The sequence below is a fragment of the Pseudomonas sp. GW823-FHT06E10 genome (genome assembly GCF_058794995.1).
Genome location: NZ_JBXAHJ010000007.1, coordinates 273,834 through 292,931 on the forward strand (window position 1 = coordinate 273,834; position 19,098 = coordinate 292,931).

General features: G+C 59.7%; 15 protein-coding genes. 2 read left to right on the forward strand and 13 right to left on the reverse strand.

What is annotated here, in order from left to right; all coding sequences use genetic code 11:
* Position 1: 1 nt before the first annotated feature.
* A complete protein-coding gene (locus AC1Q6Y_RS14425) occupies positions 2 to 1,219 on the reverse strand; it encodes a type II secretion system F family protein (protein ID WP_057713263.1) in 1,218 nt (405 codons plus the stop codon).
* 227 nt (positions 1,220 to 1,446) lie between these two features.
* On the opposite strand from AC1Q6Y_RS14425, the gene AC1Q6Y_RS14430 reads away from it, so the two are divergent.
* Both AC1Q6Y_RS14430 and AC1Q6Y_RS14435 read left to right on the forward strand, forming a co-directional pair.
* Positions 1,447 to 1,866: a pilin gene (locus AC1Q6Y_RS14430; RefSeq protein WP_057713264.1), complete on the forward strand. Its 420-nt coding sequence runs from the start codon at positions 1,447 to 1,449 to the stop codon at positions 1,864 to 1,866.
* A 300-nt stretch (positions 1,867 to 2,166) separates the two neighbouring features.
* The gene (locus tag AC1Q6Y_RS14435; protein WP_057713265.1) at positions 2,167 to 2,523 is read left to right on the forward strand and encodes a BON domain-containing protein; all 357 of its coding nucleotides are present in this window, start codon (positions 2,167 to 2,169) and stop codon (positions 2,521 to 2,523) included.
* Between the two features lie 199 nt (positions 2,524 to 2,722).
* Here the strand turns inward: AC1Q6Y_RS14435 and AC1Q6Y_RS14440 are convergent, their stop codons facing one another.
* The 12 genes from AC1Q6Y_RS14440 to AC1Q6Y_RS14495 all read right to left on the reverse strand — a co-directional run bounded on the left by AC1Q6Y_RS14440 (position 2,723) and on the right by AC1Q6Y_RS14495 (position 19,094).
* Positions 2,723 to 3,016 (reverse strand): DUF2845 domain-containing protein, encoded by a 294-nt coding sequence (locus AC1Q6Y_RS14440; protein ID WP_173677975.1) that lies wholly within the window; start codon positions 3,014 to 3,016, stop codon positions 2,723 to 2,725.
* The gene (locus AC1Q6Y_RS14445; RefSeq protein WP_057713267.1) at positions 3,016 to 5,973 is read right to left on the reverse strand and encodes a DUF748 domain-containing protein; all 2,958 of its coding nucleotides are present in this window, start codon (positions 5,971 to 5,973) and stop codon (positions 3,016 to 3,018) included. Before AC1Q6Y_RS14445 ends, AC1Q6Y_RS14440 begins: the two co-directional genes overlap by 1 nt.
* Before the next feature lie 93 nt (positions 5,974 to 6,066).
* A complete protein-coding gene (locus AC1Q6Y_RS14450) occupies positions 6,067 to 7,083 on the reverse strand; it encodes a class I SAM-dependent rRNA methyltransferase (protein WP_057713268.1) in 1,017 nt (338 codons plus the stop codon).
* A gap of 193 nt (positions 7,084 to 7,276) precedes the next feature.
* Complete coding sequence (locus AC1Q6Y_RS14455; RefSeq protein ID WP_492624722.1) at positions 7,277 to 8,149, reverse strand: oxygenase MpaB family protein; 873 nt, start codon at positions 8,147 to 8,149, stop codon at positions 7,277 to 7,279.
* Positions 8,150 to 8,279: 130 nt separating this feature from the next.
* Complete coding sequence (acs, locus tag AC1Q6Y_RS14460) at positions 8,280 to 10,217, reverse strand: acetate--CoA ligase (protein ID WP_492624723.1); 1,938 nt, start codon at positions 10,215 to 10,217, stop codon at positions 8,280 to 8,282.
* A gap of 231 nt (positions 10,218 to 10,448) precedes the next feature.
* Positions 10,449 to 12,113: a glucose-6-phosphate isomerase gene (gene pgi, locus AC1Q6Y_RS14465; protein ID WP_057713271.1), complete on the reverse strand. Its 1,665-nt coding sequence runs from the start codon at positions 12,111 to 12,113 to the stop codon at positions 10,449 to 10,451.
* Positions 12,114 to 12,337: 224 nt separating this feature from the next.
* Positions 12,338 to 12,718: an aspartate 1-decarboxylase gene (gene panD / locus AC1Q6Y_RS14470; protein WP_003228271.1), complete on the reverse strand. Its 381-nt coding sequence runs from the start codon at positions 12,716 to 12,718 to the stop codon at positions 12,338 to 12,340.
* A 234-nt stretch (positions 12,719 to 12,952) separates the two neighbouring features.
* Positions 12,953 to 13,813, reverse strand: a complete 861-nt coding sequence (gene panC, locus AC1Q6Y_RS14475; RefSeq protein ID WP_057713272.1) for a pantoate--beta-alanine ligase — start codon at positions 13,811 to 13,813, stop codon at positions 12,953 to 12,955.
* A complete protein-coding gene (gene panB / locus AC1Q6Y_RS14480; protein WP_008050167.1) occupies positions 13,810 to 14,610 on the reverse strand; it encodes a 3-methyl-2-oxobutanoate hydroxymethyltransferase in 801 nt (266 codons plus the stop codon). The genes panC and panB overlap by 4 nt, the downstream gene beginning before the upstream one ends.
* 364 nt (positions 14,611 to 14,974) lie before the next feature.
* Positions 14,975 to 15,460: a 2-amino-4-hydroxy-6-hydroxymethyldihydropteridine diphosphokinase gene (folK, locus tag AC1Q6Y_RS14485; RefSeq protein WP_492624724.1), complete on the reverse strand. Its 486-nt coding sequence runs from the start codon at positions 15,458 to 15,460 to the stop codon at positions 14,975 to 14,977.
* Between the two features lie 3 nt (positions 15,461 to 15,463).
* Positions 15,464 to 16,864: a polynucleotide adenylyltransferase PcnB gene (locus AC1Q6Y_RS14490; RefSeq protein WP_056728631.1), complete on the reverse strand. Its 1,401-nt coding sequence runs from the start codon at positions 16,862 to 16,864 to the stop codon at positions 15,464 to 15,466.
* Positions 16,865 to 17,660: 796 nt separating this feature from the next.
* A complete protein-coding gene (locus AC1Q6Y_RS14495; RefSeq protein ID WP_057713275.1) occupies positions 17,661 to 19,094 on the reverse strand; it encodes a sigma-54-dependent transcriptional regulator in 1,434 nt (477 codons plus the stop codon).
* Positions 19,095 to 19,098 lie beyond the last annotated feature (4 nt).

Sequence of the window (19,098 nt, forward strand, 5' to 3'; positions counted from 1 at the left end):
GTCAGATCGCTGAGCCAAGTTGGAAGATGGGCAGGTACATGGCAACTACCAGTCCACCGACGATAACACCCAGCACCACCATGATGAACGGCTCCATCAGGCTGGTGAGGTTATCGACCATGTTATCGACGTTGTCTTCGTAGAACCCCGCGACTTTGTCGAGCATAGCGTCCAGGGTGCCGGACTCTTCGCCGATTGCAGTCATTTGTATCGCCATGTTCGGAAATACGCCGCAGGTGCGCATGGCGAAATGCAATTGCATGCCGGTCGAGATGTCCTGCCGGATGCGCAGTACCGCGCGCTTGAACACGCTATTGCCGGTCGCACCGGCCACTGATTCCAGAGCCTCCACCAGCGGCACGCCGGCAGCGAAAGTGGTCGACAAAGTACGGGCGAACCGGGCCACGGCGGACTTGTGCATCAGGGTGCCCACCAGCGGCAGTTTCAGCAGCCAGGTGTCCATCCGGTCACGCAAGGCCGGGGATGTCCTGAGGGCGTGGCGTACACCGAAGGTCATCGTGATCAGCGTGCCAAGGACCACCCACCACCAGGCCTGCATGAATTGCGAGAGGCCAATGACCATCACGGTGAAGGCCGGCAGTTCGGCGCCAAAGCCTTTGAACACCGATTCGAACTGCGGCACGACATTGACCAGCAGAATCCCGGTGACAATCGTCGCGACGAACACCACCACCAGCGGGTAGGTCATGGCTTTCCTGATCCTGGCCTTGAGGCTTTCGCTTTTTTCCTTGTAGGTCGCGACTCGCTCCAAAAGGGTGTCCAGGGCACCGGCCTGCTCGCCGGCATCCACCAGGTTGCAATACAGCTCATCGAAGTACCGGGGCTTCTTGCGCAGGGCGGCGGCGAAGCTGCTGCCTGCAGCAACTTCCTGTTTCAGTTCGTCCACCAGCTTGCGCATGGCCGGATTGTCGAAGCCCTCGCCGATGATGTCGAAGGACTGCAACAACGGCACGCCGGCCTTCATCATCGTCGCCATTTGCCGGGTGAACAGGGCAATGTCCTGGGCCTTGATACGCTTGCCCATGCTGAAAACCGAATGGTTTTTTTTGCGAACCTTGCCCGGACTGATGCCTTGCTTGCGCAGTTTCGCCTTGATCAGCGCCGGGTTTTGAGCGCTGAGTTCGCCGGTCACTTTTGTGCCTTTGCGGTCGATGCCTTCCCATGCATACACGCTGATTTTCGCTGCCTTGACCGCCATGTTCAGTCCTGGGTATTCCGATTGAATTGCTCTTATAGCCTAGTCAAAGGATGGGGCCAAACCCGCAAGGGTGATGTGACAAAAAACGTCAGATAGTACTGATCTTGGTAGTAAGTAAGGGCTTTGCGAACACCACGCCCCCGGTCAACAGGGGCTTCTGGCTTTGGCACAGGCTGTGCTGCCATGGGGCAGGTCATGAGCCTTCGACTCATGCATGGAGCTTGTACATGAACTATCAGAAAGGTTTTACCCTGATCGAGTTGCTCGTCGTGGTAGCGATCATCGGGATCCTGGCAACCCTGGGCCTGCCGATGTATTCCAAGTACCAGGCGCGGGCCAAGGTCACGGCGGCGATGGCCGAGCTGACTGCAATGAAGGTGCCGTTCGAGGATGTGATCAGCCAGGGGGAAACGCCGACAATTGCCAACGTGGCGCCCGCTGGCAAGACATCGACCAACCATTGCGCCCTGTCTGTGACGGCTACAACGCCGGGGGCGGGATCAATCGTTTGTACGTTGCACAATGCCCCGGGGGTGGTCCAGGGCAAAACCGTCACCCTGACACGGGACGAAGCCAAAGGCTGGTCATGCAAGAGCAGCGTTACCGAGGACTACTTGCCTAAAGGGTGTTCCGGTTCTGCGGCATGAATTGCTGAATCAAGTCCCCGCTTTTGCGGGGATTTTCCTGTTTGTCGACCCGTCGTCAAATGTTGCAGATAAAGCTCAGAAATTTCAGCATCTTAGGAACTTTCCATAAACCCGCAACTTGCATGCAGTGTTTGTGCTTCTCGTGCATTTTGCATGATTCCGAAAGTTGGCTGGTTTTGTAACTTATTGATTAATAAGGTTTTAGTTCCTTCTCCAAAGTTGGCACAGCGTTCGCAATATCCTTGGTAACCCTGCCGACAAGACATCCGGCAGACTTTCCGAAAAACAGGAGTTACTCGTATGAAGAAGTTCGCTATCACTGCCGCTGCTGCTACCGCGCTGACCCTGACCATGGCCAACGCCGCGTTTGCTCAAACCACCCAGGCAACCCAGTCGCCAATGGTGCTGGCTGCCGGTGAAATGACCGAAGTGAAAGAAGATACTTCCGATACCTGGATCACCACCAAAGTCAAGGCTGACCTGATGACTGAAAAAGGCATTCCAGGTAGCGACATCAAAGTTGAAACCAACAAAGGCGTGGTATCGCTGTCGTCGACCACCGCCGTGACCGATTCGCAAAAAGAAGCGGCTGTGGCCATCACCAAGAAAATCAAAGGCGTCAAGGCGGTCTCCGCTGACGGCCTCAAAGCCGAGTAAGGCAGGCTTCTCGCCTGGACCGGGAGAAGGCGCGACAGACGGGCAGAGTCATACGTCTGTTGCAACCTGAGTGTTCATGCGAAGGGCCATAAGGATGTGGCCGTCACAGGCCCCGCGCTTTTTTCCGGGGCCTGTTTTATGTGTAGTGCTGAAAATCAATTGTGGGAGCAAGCCCGCTACCACATTGGATAGTGGCTAATTAATTTCCGCGTTTACTGGTGATCTGCTTCAACCGATTACCTTCGAACCGCAAGTATTGATACATCCCGCCATTCGGTCCGTAGGTCCACTCCTCGACCTGAAACTCCTCGCGTCGATCGGCACTGCGCTTGTACCCCAGCAAGTCGCGGCTGACAGGCTCACCGCATTTCTGCACGACCTCACTCGAGCGGTCGCCGACGCTGATCAACTGGCTGCCACAGCGCAGGGTATCGGCCGCCCAGGCCTGACTGACGGAGAGCGCCAGAGCCAGGCCTGCCAGCTGCCGATGCATCACTCGGCATCCAGATGCATCGGCGTCACCACGCGGCCGTCGCTTTGCGCCTCGCCCAGATTGGCATCGATGAAGTACACCCGGTCATCTTCCAACTGGGCCTTGTCGACCAGATAATCTTTGATGCTGCTGGCGCGTTCCTGGCCCAGTTGACGCAACAGTACGTCGCTGGCACTCCAGAACTTGATCACCTCGGCACGCATTTTCGCGGTGCGTTCTTCCTTGCCCAGGTCCTTCCATTCGGCAGGGGGCTGGGTTTTCAGGCGGGTGCGGTAGATACCTTCGAGCAGCGGGCCCTTTTCTCCGTCCGGCACTTCCAGCAACGAAGCCTGGGCCGGGACCTTGTCACCGCGGCGCTGGAGCATTTTGTAGTAGTTGTACTGGTATTCACGCTCCAGGCGTTGTTCGGCGATCAGCGGGCCATCGCTGCTCTGGGCGGCGGTGCCTTCGATTTCCAGGCGCAGGGCCGGGCGTTCCTTGAGCGCCTTGGACAGTTTGTCTAGGGCGCCTTCGGCGTCCTTGCTCAATTCGCTGGAACCGGCTGCGAATGAAACGCTGCCCAGGTCTTCCGAACCACCACCGTTGACCAAGCCGCCAATGAGTTTGAACGGTGCTGCCGCGGCCTTGACGATCAGGTTGCGCAGGGTCTGCCAGATAATCGGCATGACGCTGAACTGAGGGTTGTTCAGGTCGCCAGTGACCGGCAGTTCGATGGAGATCTTGCCGTCGACGTCCTTGAGCAAGGCAATGGCCAGTTTCAGTGGCAGGCTCACGGCATCCGGGCTGTCGACTTTTTCACCCAGTTGCAGTTGTTCGACCACCACTTTGTTTTCAGCTTTGAGCTGACCCTTGGTGATCTGGTAGTGCAGGTCGAGATTGAGCCGGCCCTTGCGGATACGGTAGCCGGCGAACTTGCCGGAGTAGGGCGTCAGCGTGGTCAGTTCCACGCGTTTGAAGCTGGTGGCGATGTCGAGGCTGGCCATCGGGTCGAACGGATTGACCGAGCCCTTGATGGTCACCGGTGCGTAGCGATCGACCTTGCCCTTGACGTCGACACTGGCCGGTTTCGGCCGGCGGCTGTCGATGGTGCCGATCTGCCCGTTGAGTTGCTGGATGGCGGTGGCGAAGTTCGGGGTCAGGCTGAAGTCGGCGAAGTTGGCCGAACCGTCATTGATGAAAATGCCGCCGATGTGGATGCCCAGCGGCTTTTCGTTGCTGGCCGGTTTGTTCGCCGCCGGTTTTGCCCCGGAATCCGCTGGCTGTGGAATCAGCAGGTCATCGATGTTGGTGGTGCGATCATCGTTGATCATGAAACGCGCATAGGGCTGGAACAGGTTGATCTTGTCGATCGACAGGCTGTCCCCATGCTGATAGTTCAGGCCTTCGACCACGACCTGCTGCCACTTGAGGAAGTCGCGGGTTTTCAAGGTGTCCAGGGTATGCAACTGATCGACCTGGGCACGGCCGGTGACGCCGAAGGCCAAGGGCTCGGTGCTTTTCAGGTCGACCGCCAGATCGCTGCCGAGCATGCCGCTGCGCAGTTCCAGGCGAATGAACGGCGTGATGTAGGACTGGGCAACCCGCAGGTCGATGTCCTTGGTCTGTACCTTCAGCCTGGCGCTGACCGGGGCCAGGTTGACCTCGCCGTCGGCCATGATCTTGCCTTGCTTGCCTACACCGGTATCGAGCTTGAGGGTAAAGGGGGAACCGTTGAGGCTGTCGAAATTTTGCAGGTCGAGGTTCAGCGGACTCAGTTCCAGGGCGACGGCGGGTTGTGCCTTGCGGTCAGCCAGATGCACCTTGTAGTCGCGCAGTTGCACATCCTTGAGCAGCACCTGCCAGGGTTTGTCTGGCGCGGCCGGTTCAGGTTTCGGTGAGTCTGCCGCCGCCGGAGTGCCGGTCGGTTCGGCATCTGCCTTGGCTTTGGCGGTGGGTTTTGACGGCTGGCTGGCGAACAGTTTCTGCCAGTCGAGTTGGCCGTCCGATTCCAGCGCGGCCCAGGTTTCCAGTTTGTGGCTGCGGATCTTGCCCACCACCACTTGCTGTTTGGCCAGGTCCACGGTGGTTTCGCTGACGTCCAGGCGCTCGAGCTTTACCAGCGGCCGGCCATCCGGCGCCTTGATCGCGAAGGGGGCGATGCTGACCGCTACATTGCTCAGTAGCAGCTCGGTTTCCTTGGCCAGGTTGAGTTTGTAGTCGGTGCTGATGCTCATGACGCCGTTTTCGAGATCCAGTGGCACGGCATCGCGCACATAGGGCCAAAAGGCTTTCATCTTGCCGTCAGTGATTTTCAGCTTACCTTCGGAGGCGATCGGAATCAGGCTGAAGTTGCCGGTCCAGTCGATCTGTCCGCCATTGGGGCCGATGGCCACCAGGGTCATGTCTGCGCTGTCATCGGGCAGGGTACTGAGGTTCTTCAGTTCGAAATCGAGTGTGTCGTAGAGAAACTCGATGGGCTCGCTGGGCCGGGCATCTTCAAAATGCACGGCACCGCCCGCCAGTTTGATCCGCTCGATGCGCAGTGGAAACGGCTTGGCATCCGGGTCGGCCGGCGTGGGTTCGCTCTCTGGCAGTTTGAACAGCCCGAGCAGATTGAGTTTGCCGTCCTTGCTGAACAGGATTTCGGTCTTGGGCTTGGTCAGTTCGACATCAGACAGGTGCACCGCCTTGGTCCACAGGCTGTCGAATTGCAGATTGGCGTACAGGCGCTCGAAACCGACCTGCTCCTTGCCGGGTTCGCCGATGTTCAAGCCCCAAAGGGTCAGTTCAAGGCTGAACGGATTGAATTCGATCCGCTGGATGGTCGCGGGTGTAGTGGCGTAGTTGGCCAGTTGCTGGTTGGCAACGCGCAACGCGACACCCGGTAAAATCAGAAAACCCAGCAAGCTGTAGAGGGCCAGAGCAGTCAACAAGGCGCCGATGGCGCGAATCAATCCTTTGTACATGTGAGGCTTCATCTGTCTGAATCGGAGTGCGTTGGAGTATGGCACGCGTTTCCGGTTCCGAAGTGATTGGCCTGTTCATGAATTTTCAGATTTCTCCGACGACGGTCAGAGCTGCAGGATCAGGGTTTTCAGCGGTGGCTGTTGATCCATTGACGGAAAATCGGCGCCCGGTTTCATCACGGTCCATTCACGCACCGGCCGCCCGGCCTTCTCTGCACAACGCAAAACCTGTTCACGCCAGTCGTCCATGCTGACTTTCGCCAGGTTGTTGCAGCAGATCAGCACGCCGTTGTCGGCGGTGGTCAGCAAGGCCGGTTTGAGCAGGCTCTGGTAGTCGCGCAGCAGGTCGACGGTGCCGAATGCACTCTTGGCCCAGGCCGGAGGGTCCAGCAGCACCAGATCGTACTGGCGCTGTTCCAGGCGCTGATAGCTCGGAAGTTTTTGCCCGCGGCGCTGGCTGATCGGCAGGCCGGCCAGTTGGCGAATGGCCGGGAAGTAGTCGGACTGGATAAATTCCATGGTCGGCAACTGCGGGTTGAGCTGCCCGTTCTCCCGACCGACCGCCAGGTTGCCTTCGGCGAAGTCCAGGTTGCACACCTCGCGTGCGCCACCGGCGGCGGCACTGAGGCCGACACCACAGGTGTAGGCAAACAGGTTCAGCACGCTTTTGTTCTTGCTGTGATCCTTGACCCAGCCGCGGGTGTTGCGCAGGTCGAGGAACAGCAGCGGGTCCTGTCCGGCGTGGCGACCGCGCACCCGATAGTTCAGGCCCCATTCGTGGCCGACCAGGTCTTGCAGGGCGGCTTCGTCGGCGCGGTAGACGATGTCATCGCGATCGATGCGCGAGTTGCCACGGGAGCGGTCGTTGTAGACCAGCAGGGTTTCAAAACCCAGGTGTTGATTGATCGCTTCGTGCAGTTGCAGCAGCGTCTCGCGCTCCAGCGCCTGGTGGAAACTTTGCACCAGCAGCTGCGGGCCGTAGCGGTCGATGGTCAGGCCAGCGGCGCCTTCCTGGCTACCGTGGAAGAGGCGATAGCAATCGGTGCCTTGCAGGTGCAGTTCGGCGAGCAGGTCCTGGCGTTGATCGAGGGCGGCGCGCAGCGCCTGATTCAAGGAAGACATGCTGGGCGCCTTGCAGGAGAGAATTGGGCGCGGGAGTTTAACACTGTGGCGAGGGGGCTTGCCCCCGTTCCAGTGCGTAGCACTGGCAAAATTTCGGAAACGCTCGAGAGCTTGGGGCCGCTTCGCAGCCCAACGGGGCGGTGCGGCGATCCGACAAGCCCCCTCGCCACAGAAAAAATCGCAGCAATACCTGTTAGGTCAATAACCCCATCCGCCGTTTAGCCCGCTGCACCGAACCGTTACGCACCGCCCAGCGCAGCATCGGCGCACTGCGATTGACGCTGGCGCGGATCAGCTTGCGTTGCAGCGGGTTCTGGCTGACGCCGAGCATGGCGCTGGCCCAGTCCGGCAGCAGGTCGATCCCGGCCTGCATCATCAGACCGCCGAAAGGCTTGGCCAAGCGACTGGGGGAAGGGGCGTTCAGCAACAGGCGCAGGACTTCCCGACTGCGTTCGTCGCACAGCAACTGAGGGCGCATACGCTCAAGATAGTCGGCAATTTCCTGCCGCGAGCGGGGCACATCCCGGGCGCCCAGGCGTTCGGCGACCAGGGCGATTTCCGCGTAATAGCGATCCTGATCGACCGGGGACAGGTGCGGGTTGCGATAGCGCAAATGCGCGGCGAGGAAGTTGCTGACTTCCGCCACATGCACCCACGTCAGCAGTTCGGGATCGCTGGCGGCGTAGGCACGTCCGTCCGGCGCTGTACCGGTGATCTGCAAATGGATGGTGCGGACTTTTTCGATCAGCCAGTCGGCATCCTGTCGAGAGCCGAAGGTGGTGCCGGAGATGAACTGCCCGGTGCGGCGCAGGCGGCCGAGCATGTCTTCACGAAAGTTCGAATGGTCCCAGACCCCGGCCAATGCCAGCGGGTGCAGGGCCTGCAGCATCAGGGCACTGATGCCACCGATCAGCATGCTGCTGAAATCGCCATGGACTTGCCAGCTCACCGAGTCTGGCCCGAACAGCCCGGGGTCGCCCTTGGGGTTTTCCAGGTCGAGTTTGCCCAAAGACAAACCGGTCAGGCTCATGATCTGGGTTTCGATGCGGGTGCGGATGAATTCCATGGCCACTCTGTAATTTTCTGTAGGAGCGAGCCTGCTCGCGATGGACGTTAACGGTAACGCGTTTCTCCTGAATGTACGCGGCGCGCTTGAGTTCATCGCGAGCGAGCTCGCTCCTACAAAGGCCAGAACGTTATTGATTCAGGCGTTTATCGATCAAGCCTTGTACCACGCTTGGATCGGCCAAGGTCGAAGTGTCGCCCAGATTGTCCAGTTCGTTGCAGGCGATCTTGCGCAGAATGCGCCGCATGATCTTGCCTGAGCGGGTTTTCGGCAAGGCCGGCGCCCACTGGATCAAGTCCGGTTTGGCGAAACTGCCGATTTCCTTGCTGACCAGGGCCAGCAATTCTTTCTTCAGTTCATCGTTGGTTTCGACGCCGTTCATGGGTGTGACGAAGACATAGATGCCCTGGCCCTTGATGTCGTGGGGATAACCGACCGCAGCGGCCTCGGCGATGCTCTCGTGCAGCACCAGGGCGCTTTCCACTTCGGCAGTGCCGATACGGTGGCCGGACACGTTGATCACATCGTCGATGCGACCGGTAATCCAGTAGTCGCCATCTTCATCGCGCCGCGCGCCGTCACCGGTGAAGTAGTAGCCGGGGTAGGGCTTGAAGTAGGTGTCGACCATGCGTTGCGGGTCGCGATAGACACTGCGGATCTGTGCAGGCCAGCTGGACTTTATGGCCAGTACGCCGCTGCCGGCGCCCTTGATTTCCTTGCCTTGCTCGTCGAGCAGCACCGGTTGAACGCCGAACATCGGTTGTGTCGCACAACCGGGCTTGATCCGCTGGGCACTGACCAGCGGGCTGAGCATGATGCCGCCGGTCTCGGTCTGCCACCAGGTATCGACGATCGGGCAACGCTCTTCGCCGACCTCATGGAAATACCATTCCCAGGCTTCCGGGTTGATCGGTTCGCCAACCGTGCCGAGTAGCCTGACGCTGGCGCGGGATGTTTGCTTCAACGGTTCCGGGCCTTCGCGCATCAATGCGCGCAGGGCCGTCGGGGCGGTGTAGAAAATGTTCACCTTGTGCTTGTCGATCACTTGCCAGAAGCGCGAGGTACTCGGGTAGTTCGGCACGCCTTCGAAAATCAGCGTGGTCGCGCCGTTGGCCAGCGGACCGTAGACGATGTAGCTGTGGCCAGTGACCCAGCCGACGTCGGCGGTGCACCAGAAGACTTCGCCGTCGCGGTAGTCCAGCACGTACTTGAAGGTCATCGCTGCTTGCAGCAGGTAGCCACCGGTGGTGTGCAGCACGCCTTTGGGTTTGCCGGTGCTGCCGGAGGTATAGAGGATGAACAGCGGGTCTTCGGCGTCCATCGGCTCGGGTGGGCAATCGGCGCTGGCTTCGCGCAGGGCCTGCTGGTACTTGATGTCCCTTCCTTCGACCCAGTTCACCAGCCCCTTGGTGCGCTCGACCACCAGCACGCTGCTCACGTCCGGGCAGCTTTGCAGCGCCTTGTCGACGTTCTGCTTGAGTGGCACGACCTTGCCACCGCGCACGCCTTCGTCGGCAGTGATCACGGTGCGGCAGTCGGCGTCGAGAATGCGGTCGCGCAACGAGTCCGGGGAGAAGCCGCCGAACACCACCGAGTGCACCGCACCGATGCGGGTACAGGCCAGCATGGCGTAGGCCGCCTCGGGAATCATCGGCATGTAGATGCACACGCGGTCGCCTTTTTTCACGCCACGGTTTTTCAGCACATTGGCCAGGCGGCAGACGTTTTCATGCAGTTTTTTGTAGGTGATCGATGTCGAGTCGGCAGGGTCGTCGCCTTCCCAGATGATGGCGACCTGATCGCCGCGTTTCTCCAGGTGCCGGTCGATACAGTTGTAGCTGACGTTCAATTGCGCACCGGCAAACCAGCTGGCTTCACCGGTTTTCAGGTTGTAGCGCTGGACGGTTTCCCAGGGCGCGCTCCAGTCCAGAAAGCGCGTGGCCTGTTCGGCCCAGAAGGTGCTGGGGTGTTCGACGGATTGGCGGTACAGGCGCTGATAGTCGTCTTGACTCAATTGTGCGGCCCGGCGGACGGCATCGGCTTTGGGGAACGTGCTGATATCGAACATGACGGTTCCTTATGCTTGTTTTGCGACAAGGATAAAGATGCGCCGAGAGGTCCATGGGTTCAAGTCAGATACAAAACAACTGTGGGAGCGAGCTTGCTCGCGATGAGGGCATGGCGGTCAACATGGTTGTCGACTGACAGTCCGTCATCGCGAGCAAGCTCGCTCCCACAGGGAGTTGTTTTTGCCCACAGGATTCGGGTTGATCCAAAGCCCGTGGGTTGTGCAATCAAATTACCCGCGGTGACGACCACGGAAGTAATTGATCAGCCCTTGGGTCGAGGCGTCCTCGGCCGGGGTTTCTTCGCTGCCGACCAGGCGGTTGTAGACGCCTTTGCCCAGCTCCTTGCCCAGTTCCACGCCCCACTGGTCGAAGGCGTTGATGCCCCAGATCACGCTTTGCACGAAGACTTTGTGTTCGTACATCGCCACCAGAGCGCCGAGGCGACGCGGGCTGATGCGCTCGACCACCAGGGTGTTGCTCGGACGATTGCCCGGGATCACCTTGTGCGGCGCGAGTTTCTGCACTTCGGCGTCACTCATGCCTTTGTCGCGCAGCTCGGTTTCGGCCTCGGCAAGGGTCTTGCCGAGCATCAGCGCCTGGCTCTGGGACAGGCAGTTGGCGTACAGCCACTGGTGGTGGTCGGACACTGGGTTGAAGCTGACGATCGGCACGATGAAGTCGGCCGGGATCAATTGGGTGCCCTGGTGCAGCAACTGGTGGTAGGCGTGCTGACCGTTGCAGCCGACGCCACCCCAGATTACCGGCCCGGTGTCTGTGGACACTGGCTTGCCGTCCTGGCGCACGCTCTTGCCGTTGGATTCCATGTCCAGCTGTTGCAGGTGCTTGGTGATGTTACGCAGGTAGTGATCGTACGGCAGGATCGCGTGGCTTTGTGCGCCCCAGAAGTTGCCGTACCACACGCCGAGCAAGGCCAGCAGCACCGGCATGTTCTGTTCGAAGGGCGCGGTCAGGAAGTGCTGGTCCATGGTGTAGGCACCGGACAGCAATTCCTTGAAGTTGGACATGCCGATGGCCAGGGCAATCGGTAGACCAATGGCCGACCACAGCGAGTAGCGCCCGCCGACCCAGTCCCACATCGGGAAGATGTTCTCTTCGCGGATGCCGAACGCTACCGCGGCGGCGTTGTTGCTCGATACCGCGATGAAGTGGCGATACAGCTCGGCTTCCGAACCACCCTGGGCCAGATACCACGCACGGGCAGCCTGGGCGTTCTTCAGGGTTTCGAGGGTGTTGAAGGATTTCGACGAGACGATGAACAGCGTGGTCTCGGCGCGCAGCTTCATGGTCAGTTCGTGGAACTCGCTGCCGTCGATGTTCGCCAGGTAATGGCAACGCACGCCTTTCTGGGCGTAGGACAGCAAGGCTTCGGACACCAGCTCAGGGCCGAGGAAGGAGCCGCCGATGCCGATGTTCACCACGTCAGTGATCGGCTTCTCGGTGTAGCCGCGCCACAGACCGTCGTGGATACGGCCGACGAGGTCGGTGATCTGGTTCAGCACCTTGTGCACTTCGGGCATCACGTTGACGCCATTGACCGACAGCTTGTCGCCGACCGGGCGGCGCAGGGCCGTGTGCAGGGCCGGACGACCTTCGGAAGAGTTGACGATTTCGCCATCGAACAGCGACTTGATCGCGCCCTTGAGGTCGACTTCGTTGGCCAGGCCCACCAGCAGATTGCGGGTCTCGGCGTTGATCAGGTTTTTCGAATAGTCGAGAAACAGGCCGCAGCTGCTGAGGGTGAATTGAGTAAAACGCTGCGGATCGGCATTGAAGGCTTCGCGCATGCTGAAATCCTGCATGGCTTGGCGGTGGTCATTCAACGCTTGCCAGGCGGGCAGAGCGGTAACGTCGTGAGGAGTGCGGTAATACGCCATCGCTGCGGGTTTCCTTATTACTTGAACGGCCTTTTGAACACTAAAAATCCCGGAGCGCTGTGGGTGGGCGTTCCGGTCAACTGCGTCGACACGATTTCATGGCGCAGGGCGAATACAGTAAACCCCGCGCAATGATCTGTCTTGACTTTGTCTGACCTGTTTCCGGTACTTTTTTAACATCGAAGTTAGGAACGGCCCGACAAACGGAAGAGACAAGACTCGTATCAGGCAACCTGGACCGGAATGGCATTGCTGGTGTGGCTCAGTTCATTGCCCGGTGCCATGTAGAGCATGCGTGGCTTGAAGTTGAGCAGTTCGGCTTCGCTGTAATGAGCGTAAGCGCAGATGATCACGCGATCACCGACCTTGGCCTTGTGGGCAGCGGCGCCGTTGACCGAGATCATGCGCGAACCTTCTTCGCCACGGATGGCGTAGGTGGTGAAGCGCTCGCCGTTGTCGACGTTGTAGATCTGGATCTGCTCGTACTCACGAATGCCGGACAGGTCCAGCCATTCACCGTCGATGGCGCAGGAGCCTTCGTAATCGAGTACAGCGTGGGTGACTTCGGCGCGATGCAGCTTGGCTTTGAGCATGATGGCGTGCATGAGTATTTCCCAGGTCGGAATCGAACGGCGGGCAGTTTGCCCGAAGGGGTTGTGGGCGGCAATACGAATGAAGCGAAGGGTTTGAAGTGTACTTTTGTGGCGAGGGGGCTTGCCCCCGTTCCAGTGCGTAGCACTGGCAAAATTTCGGAAACGCTCGAAAGTTTGGGGCCGCTTCGCAGCCCAACGGGGGCAAGCCCCCTCGCCACAGACTCACTCCACAGAATTCGAGAGTGTTTAGATTGGCGCGTCGAGGTTCAGGTGCAGGTTGTCGATCAACCGCGTCGTACCGAGGAACGCCGCCACCAGAATCACCAGGTCACGATCCTGCGCCGTCGCCGGGCGCAAGGTCAGGGCATGGCGGATTTCCAGGTAGTCAGGACGCAGGCCGGCTGCTTCGAGCTGTTTGATCTGGGTGCCGATCAGCGCCGGGTAGTCGCGTTCGCCCTGCTTGATCGCTTCGCCGATCGCATTCAGCGTGCGATAAACCACCGGTGCCACAGCGCGTTGCTCTTCGCTGAGGAAACCGTTGCGCGACGACAGCGCCAGGCCATCGGTTGCGCGAACAGTCGGCTCACCGATGATCTGGATCGGCATGTTCAGGTCATGAACCAGCGCGCGAATCACCGCCAGTTGCTGAAAGTCTTTCTCGCCGAAAATCGCCAGGTCCGGCTGGACCATGTTGAACAGCTTGCTGACCACCGTCGCCACACCTTCGAAATGCCCCGGACGGCTGGCGCCGCACAGACCTTCGGACAATTGCGGGACACTGACGCGGGTCTGGCCGGCCATGCCGTCGGGATACATTTCTTCAACGGTGGGGGCAAACAGCAAATGGCAACCGGCCTGGAGCAGTTTTTCCTGGTCGGCGGCGAGGGTGCGCGGGTACTTGTCGAGGTCTTCGCCAGCACCGAATTGCAGCGGGTTGACGAAAACGCTCGCCACCACGAAGTCCGCCCGTTGGGAGGCTTTGGTCACCAGCGCCACGTGGCCGCTGTGCAGGTTGCCCATGGTTGGCACAAAGGCGATGCGTTTGCCTTCGCCACGGGCTCGGGCCACGGCGGCCCGCAGTTCGCGTACGGTTTTTACGGTGTTCATGCAGAGAATCCGTGTTCGATCCCAGGGAAAGTTGCCGCTTTGACTTCAGTCACGTAGGCATTCAATGCAGCTTCAATGCTGGTCTGGCCAGTCATGAAGTTTTTCACGAATTTCGGCACGCGACCGGTAATGGACAGGCCCAGCATGTCGTGCAGAACCAGCACCTGGCCGTCGGTGCGATTGCCGGCGCCAATACCGATCACCGGAATCTTCACCGCCTGGGTGATTTCCTCCGCCAGTTCGCTCGGGACGCACTCGAGCAGCAGCATTGCCGCGCCAGCCTGTTCCAGGGCGATCGCGTCGGCACGCATCTGCCGCGCCTGGTTTTCATTGCGACCCTGGACCTTGTAGCCGCCAAGGATGTTCACCGACTGTGGCGTCAGGCCCATGTGCGCGCAGACAGGGATGCCGCGCTCGGCCAGCAGGCGGATCGAGTCGGCCAGCCACAACGCTCCTTCGACCTTGACCATGTGCGCGCCGGCCTGCATCAACAGGGCGCTGTTGGTCATGGCTTGCTCGGTGGTGGCGTAGGCCATGAAAGGCAGGTCGGCGAGGATCAGGGCATCGCTGTTACCGCGTTTGACGGCGGCCACGTGGTAAGCCATTTCCGAGGTGGTGACAGGCAAGGTGCTGTCGTGGCCCTGCAGAACCATGCCGAGGGAGTCGCCCACCAACAGCACTTCGACGCCGGCCTGATTGCAGGCGTGGGCGAAGGTCGCGTCGTAGCAGGTCAGCATGGTGATTTTTTCACCTTTTTGCTTCAGACCTTGCAGGGTGGTCAGGGTGATGGCTGGCATGAAAAGTTCCTCATTCAGGCGCTGTGGAAACTACTGCGAGTAACGCGCGTGATTCTTCGTTGAATACAGGCGCACGCTCTTTCGTCGTGCTTTTAAGGCCTGGATTGCGCCCTTGAACGCCGTGTAGGCGGCAGCGGGACGCCTATAGTCGTGAGGAGAACGAGGGAAGTCAATTGCGTGTGTTACCGCATTGTTACGGGTGGGGTGTTACCGGGGTAACTGATGCGATTCAGCAGCAGATCTTGTGCGCGACACAAAACCAATGTGGGAGCGGGCTTGCTCGCGAAGGGGGCATCAGATTCAACATTAATGTTGATTGATACACCGCTTTCGCGAGCAAGCCCGCTCCCACAGGGTATTTGTGTCACGTCGGGAGGAGGCGTTCCAGGCCGACGAACGGGCATGCCTTGAGCAGTTCGGTCAAGTTCCGGCCATCGGCCAAGTGCAGATCCGCAGGGGCCAGTTCCGCCAGCGGATACAGTACGAAGGCCCGTTCCTGCATGTGGTAATGGGGAACCTTGAGGCGCGGTTCGTCGATCAGGCGATCACCGAACAGCAAGATGTCGAGGTCCAGCGTGCGCGGTCCCCAGCGCTCAAGACGCTCGCGACCCTGGCCGTTTTCGATGGCCTGCATGGCATCCAGAAGATCCAGCGGCGCCAGTGTGCTGTCGAGAGCGGCGACCGCGTTGGTGTAACGCGGTTGGCCGGGCAGAAGCGAGTCACTTTGGTAAAACGCAGAAACCCCGACCAGCTGCGATTGCGGCAACTGCGCCAGCGCTTCGACGGCGCTGCGCAATTGTTCGGCGGGGTCAGCCAGATTGCTGCCCATGCCGATGTAGATGCGTTCCATGGATTACTCGCCCGTGGTGCTCGAAGCGCCGGCAGCGCGTTTGCGCTTGGAGCCACCGCTGCGGCGACGCTTGCGCGGGGCGCCGGTGCCTTCGTCCTTGCCGCTGAGGTCGCGAATCATGTCGCGACGCTCGCTTTCGTTGGCGTCCTGATAGTCCGTCCACCATTCGCCCAGGCCATCGGTCTGCTCGCCGGCGCTTTCACGTAGCAGCAGGAAGTCGTAGCCGGCGCGGAAGCGCGGATTGTCCAGCAACAGATCGGCACGCTTGCCGCTGCGGCGGGGCAGGCGTTCCTGCATGTCCCAGATTTCGCGGATCGGCATGGTGAAGCGTTTCGGAATCGCAATGCGCTGGCACTGCTCGGCAATGAGCTCGTGCGCCGCTTCCTGCATCGCCGGAATCGGTGGCATGCCACGCTCCTGCAGGCGCAGGACGCGGGCCGGCAGGGCAGGCCAGAGCAGGGCTGCAAACAGGAATGCCGGGGTTACCGGTTTGTTCTGCTTGATCCGCAGGTCGGTATTGATCAGGGCTTCGCTGATCAGGGTGTGGGTGTACGTCGGGTTGTATTCCAGTGCTTCAGCGCTGGCCGGGAACAGTGGATCGAACAACTGCAGGTCGACCAGCATTTCAAACGTGTCGGCGGCATGGCCGGAGAGGAACAGCTTGAGCACCTCTTCGAACAGACGAGCCGACGGGATCTCGCGCAGCATCGGCGCCAGGCCGCGGATAGGCAGGGCGCTGTGTTTTTCGATGCCGAAGTTCAGCTTGGCGGCGAAACGCACGGCCCGCAGCATCCGTACCGGGTCTTCCTGGTAGCGTTGCGTCGGATCGCCGATCAGGCGGATCAGGTGATTGCGGATGTCGTGTACGCCGTTGGCGTAGTCGAGGATGCGTTCGCTGACCGGATCGTAATACAAGGCATTGATGGTGAAGTCGCGACGTTGCGCGTCCTCTTCCAGGGTGCCGTAAACATTATCGCGCAAGATGCGCCCGCTTTCGTTGCGCGAAGACTGGTTGCTGTCTTCCTCGTCTTCGTTTTGCGGGTGATTGGCGCGGAAGGTCGCGACTTCGATGATTTCGCGGCCGAAGTGGATGTGCACCAGTTTGAACCGGCGCCCGATGATTCGCGCGTTACGGAATTCGGCCCGTACCTGCTCGGGTGTGGCGCTGGTGGCAACGTCGAAATCTTTCGGGGTGATACCCAGCAGCATGTCGCGCACGCAACCGCCAACCAGATAAGCCTGATAACCGGCGTTCTGCAGGCGTTCAACGATATTCACCGCGTAACGGCTGAATTGCGCCTTCTGCAGCGAGTGTTGGCCGCTGTTGAGCACTTCAGGCGTGCTGCGAATGTGTTGCGTAGGACGCTTGGGAGAACGGAATGACTGGAACAGCTTCTTCAGCATGGGATGCACTGTTTGAAGGAATATTCGGCCATAACAGAAGAATGACCGCATGATGGGCGGGGATTCTAGCATTTAGTCGGGGGATGGTGTAGGACACTGTGGGAGCGAGCTTGCTCGCGATGGTGTGAACGATGATGCGGAAAACCGGATGCCCAGTGCTGCCTGTGGTTTTTTCGCGAGCAAGCTCGCTCCTACAGGTACAGGAAGCGGGTATGGGGGGAATCGCAGAAACCACAAGGGGAGCCGAAGCTCCCCAAGAAGTAGTTGCATGCTCTATTTTTATTTTTGGTTTCGGGCTTCTTGTTTTTGTTGAGTGCCCTCGCCATGAAGCTTTCCTTCATGACCCTCCCAATCGGGAGCCAAGAGCAAACGGATTGCTTTGGTCGCTGAATTGCAGTGATCTTTCGATCCAACCAGTACAGGCTCTGTCTTAAGACAGTTTTTTGTTGTTCTCGGCCTGGTCGTGGGGCAAGCCCCAAATACAACGCCTCTCCAAAAGAATCAGTTAGCTGCGCCTCTCGCCGTCTTGTTTTTATTGTGCGTGAGTCGATTCGTCTTATTTTTATTGTCTTGTGCATTGCTTGTTATTGTTCTTGTACCAAACATATAGCAGGGTGCGTGCCAACTTTTGCGAAACCCAATAAAACAATGGGTTAGGCCGGTCGGCAGGCATTTCGAGGGCCAAAAAAAGCCGGGGCTTCGTTACCGTAAGCCCCGGCTTCTGTTACGTGAAAAAACTGAGGTAACAGTTTTTTCACCAAAGTCATGTGTTACCCGCACATGAGACAGGTACGGTTCAGCTTTCGCTGGTCACCCCGGTCTTGCGACGTGGGATTCCCAGGCGCTGACGGCGCTCCCACAGGCATTTGCGACTGACCCCGAGCTTGCGGGCCAGCTCGGTTTCGGTCATGTGGTCCTGATGTTCGAGGACGAAATGCTGGAAGTAGTCTTCCAGGGAGAGATCTTCGGTCGGTTCGTGGTTGCTGTTACTGGCGTTGCCCTGTTGTGGCGCCAGGCCAATGAATTCGTCGTCTTCCAGGTCACCCAGTTCGATGTCGATACCCAGCAGCTCGGCGGAGATTTCCGGGCTTTCGCACAGGATAACGGCGCGCTCGACGGCGTTTTCCAGTTCACGAACGTTGCCCGGCCAGGAGTAGTGACGAATGGCTTGCTCGGCATCCGCGGCGAATTTCAGGTCGGTGCGGTTGATCCGCGCACTTTGCCGCGCCAGGAACGCATTGGCGATTTCGTTGACGTCCGCACCGCGTTCGCGCAGGGCTGGCAACTTCAGCGCGATAACGTGGAGGCGGTAATACAAGTCTTCACGGAACTGGCCGATTTTCGCCAGGCTCTTGAGGTCGCGGTGAGTCGCGGCGATCAGGCGCACGTCGACTTTTTGCGACTGCACCGAGCCCACGCGACGAATCTCGCCTTCCTGCAATACGCGCAGCAGGCGAGCCTGGGCTTCCAGTGGCAGTTCGCCGATTTCGTCGAGGAACAAGGTGCCGCCGTCCGCCGCTTCCACCAGGCCGGCGCGCCCGGCGCTGGCGCCGGTGAATGCGCCTTTTTCGTGGCCGAACAGTTCGGACTCGATCAGGCTTTCCGGAATGGCCGCGCAGTTCACCGAAATCATCGGCGCCTTGGCACGTTTGGACAGGTTGTGCAGGGCGCGCGCCACCAGTTCCTTACCGGTACCCGATTCGCCCTGGATCAGAACGTTGGAGTCGGTCGGTGCCACTTTGCGGATCTTGCCGTACAGGTCCTGCATCGGTGGGCACGAGCCGATAATGCCGATCTCACCGTTGCTGTTGTCGGTACCGGATTTCGCCGCACCGTTGGCGGCCTTACCGGCAACCGCTTCACCGCCGGCTTGTACCGTTTGTCGGTCACGCAGGATTCGTGCGGCCGCTTGCAGCATTTCGTCATGGTCGAATGGCTTGGCAATGTAGTCCACCGCGCCCATTTTCATCGAGTCGACCGCCGAGCGCAGGCTGGCATAGCTGGTCATGATCAGCACCGGCGTGCCCTGGGCGAGCTTGATCAACTCCGTGCCAGGCGCGCCCGGCAGGCGCAGGTCACTGATGATCAGGTCGAACGAGGGAATGGTGAAGCGTTCTTGTGCTTCCTGCACTGATCCGGCTTCGCTGACCTGGTACTGGTTACGTTCCAGCAGGCGGCGCAAGGCGGAGCGGATAATGGTTTCGTCTTCGACGATCAAAATGTGCGGCATTGAT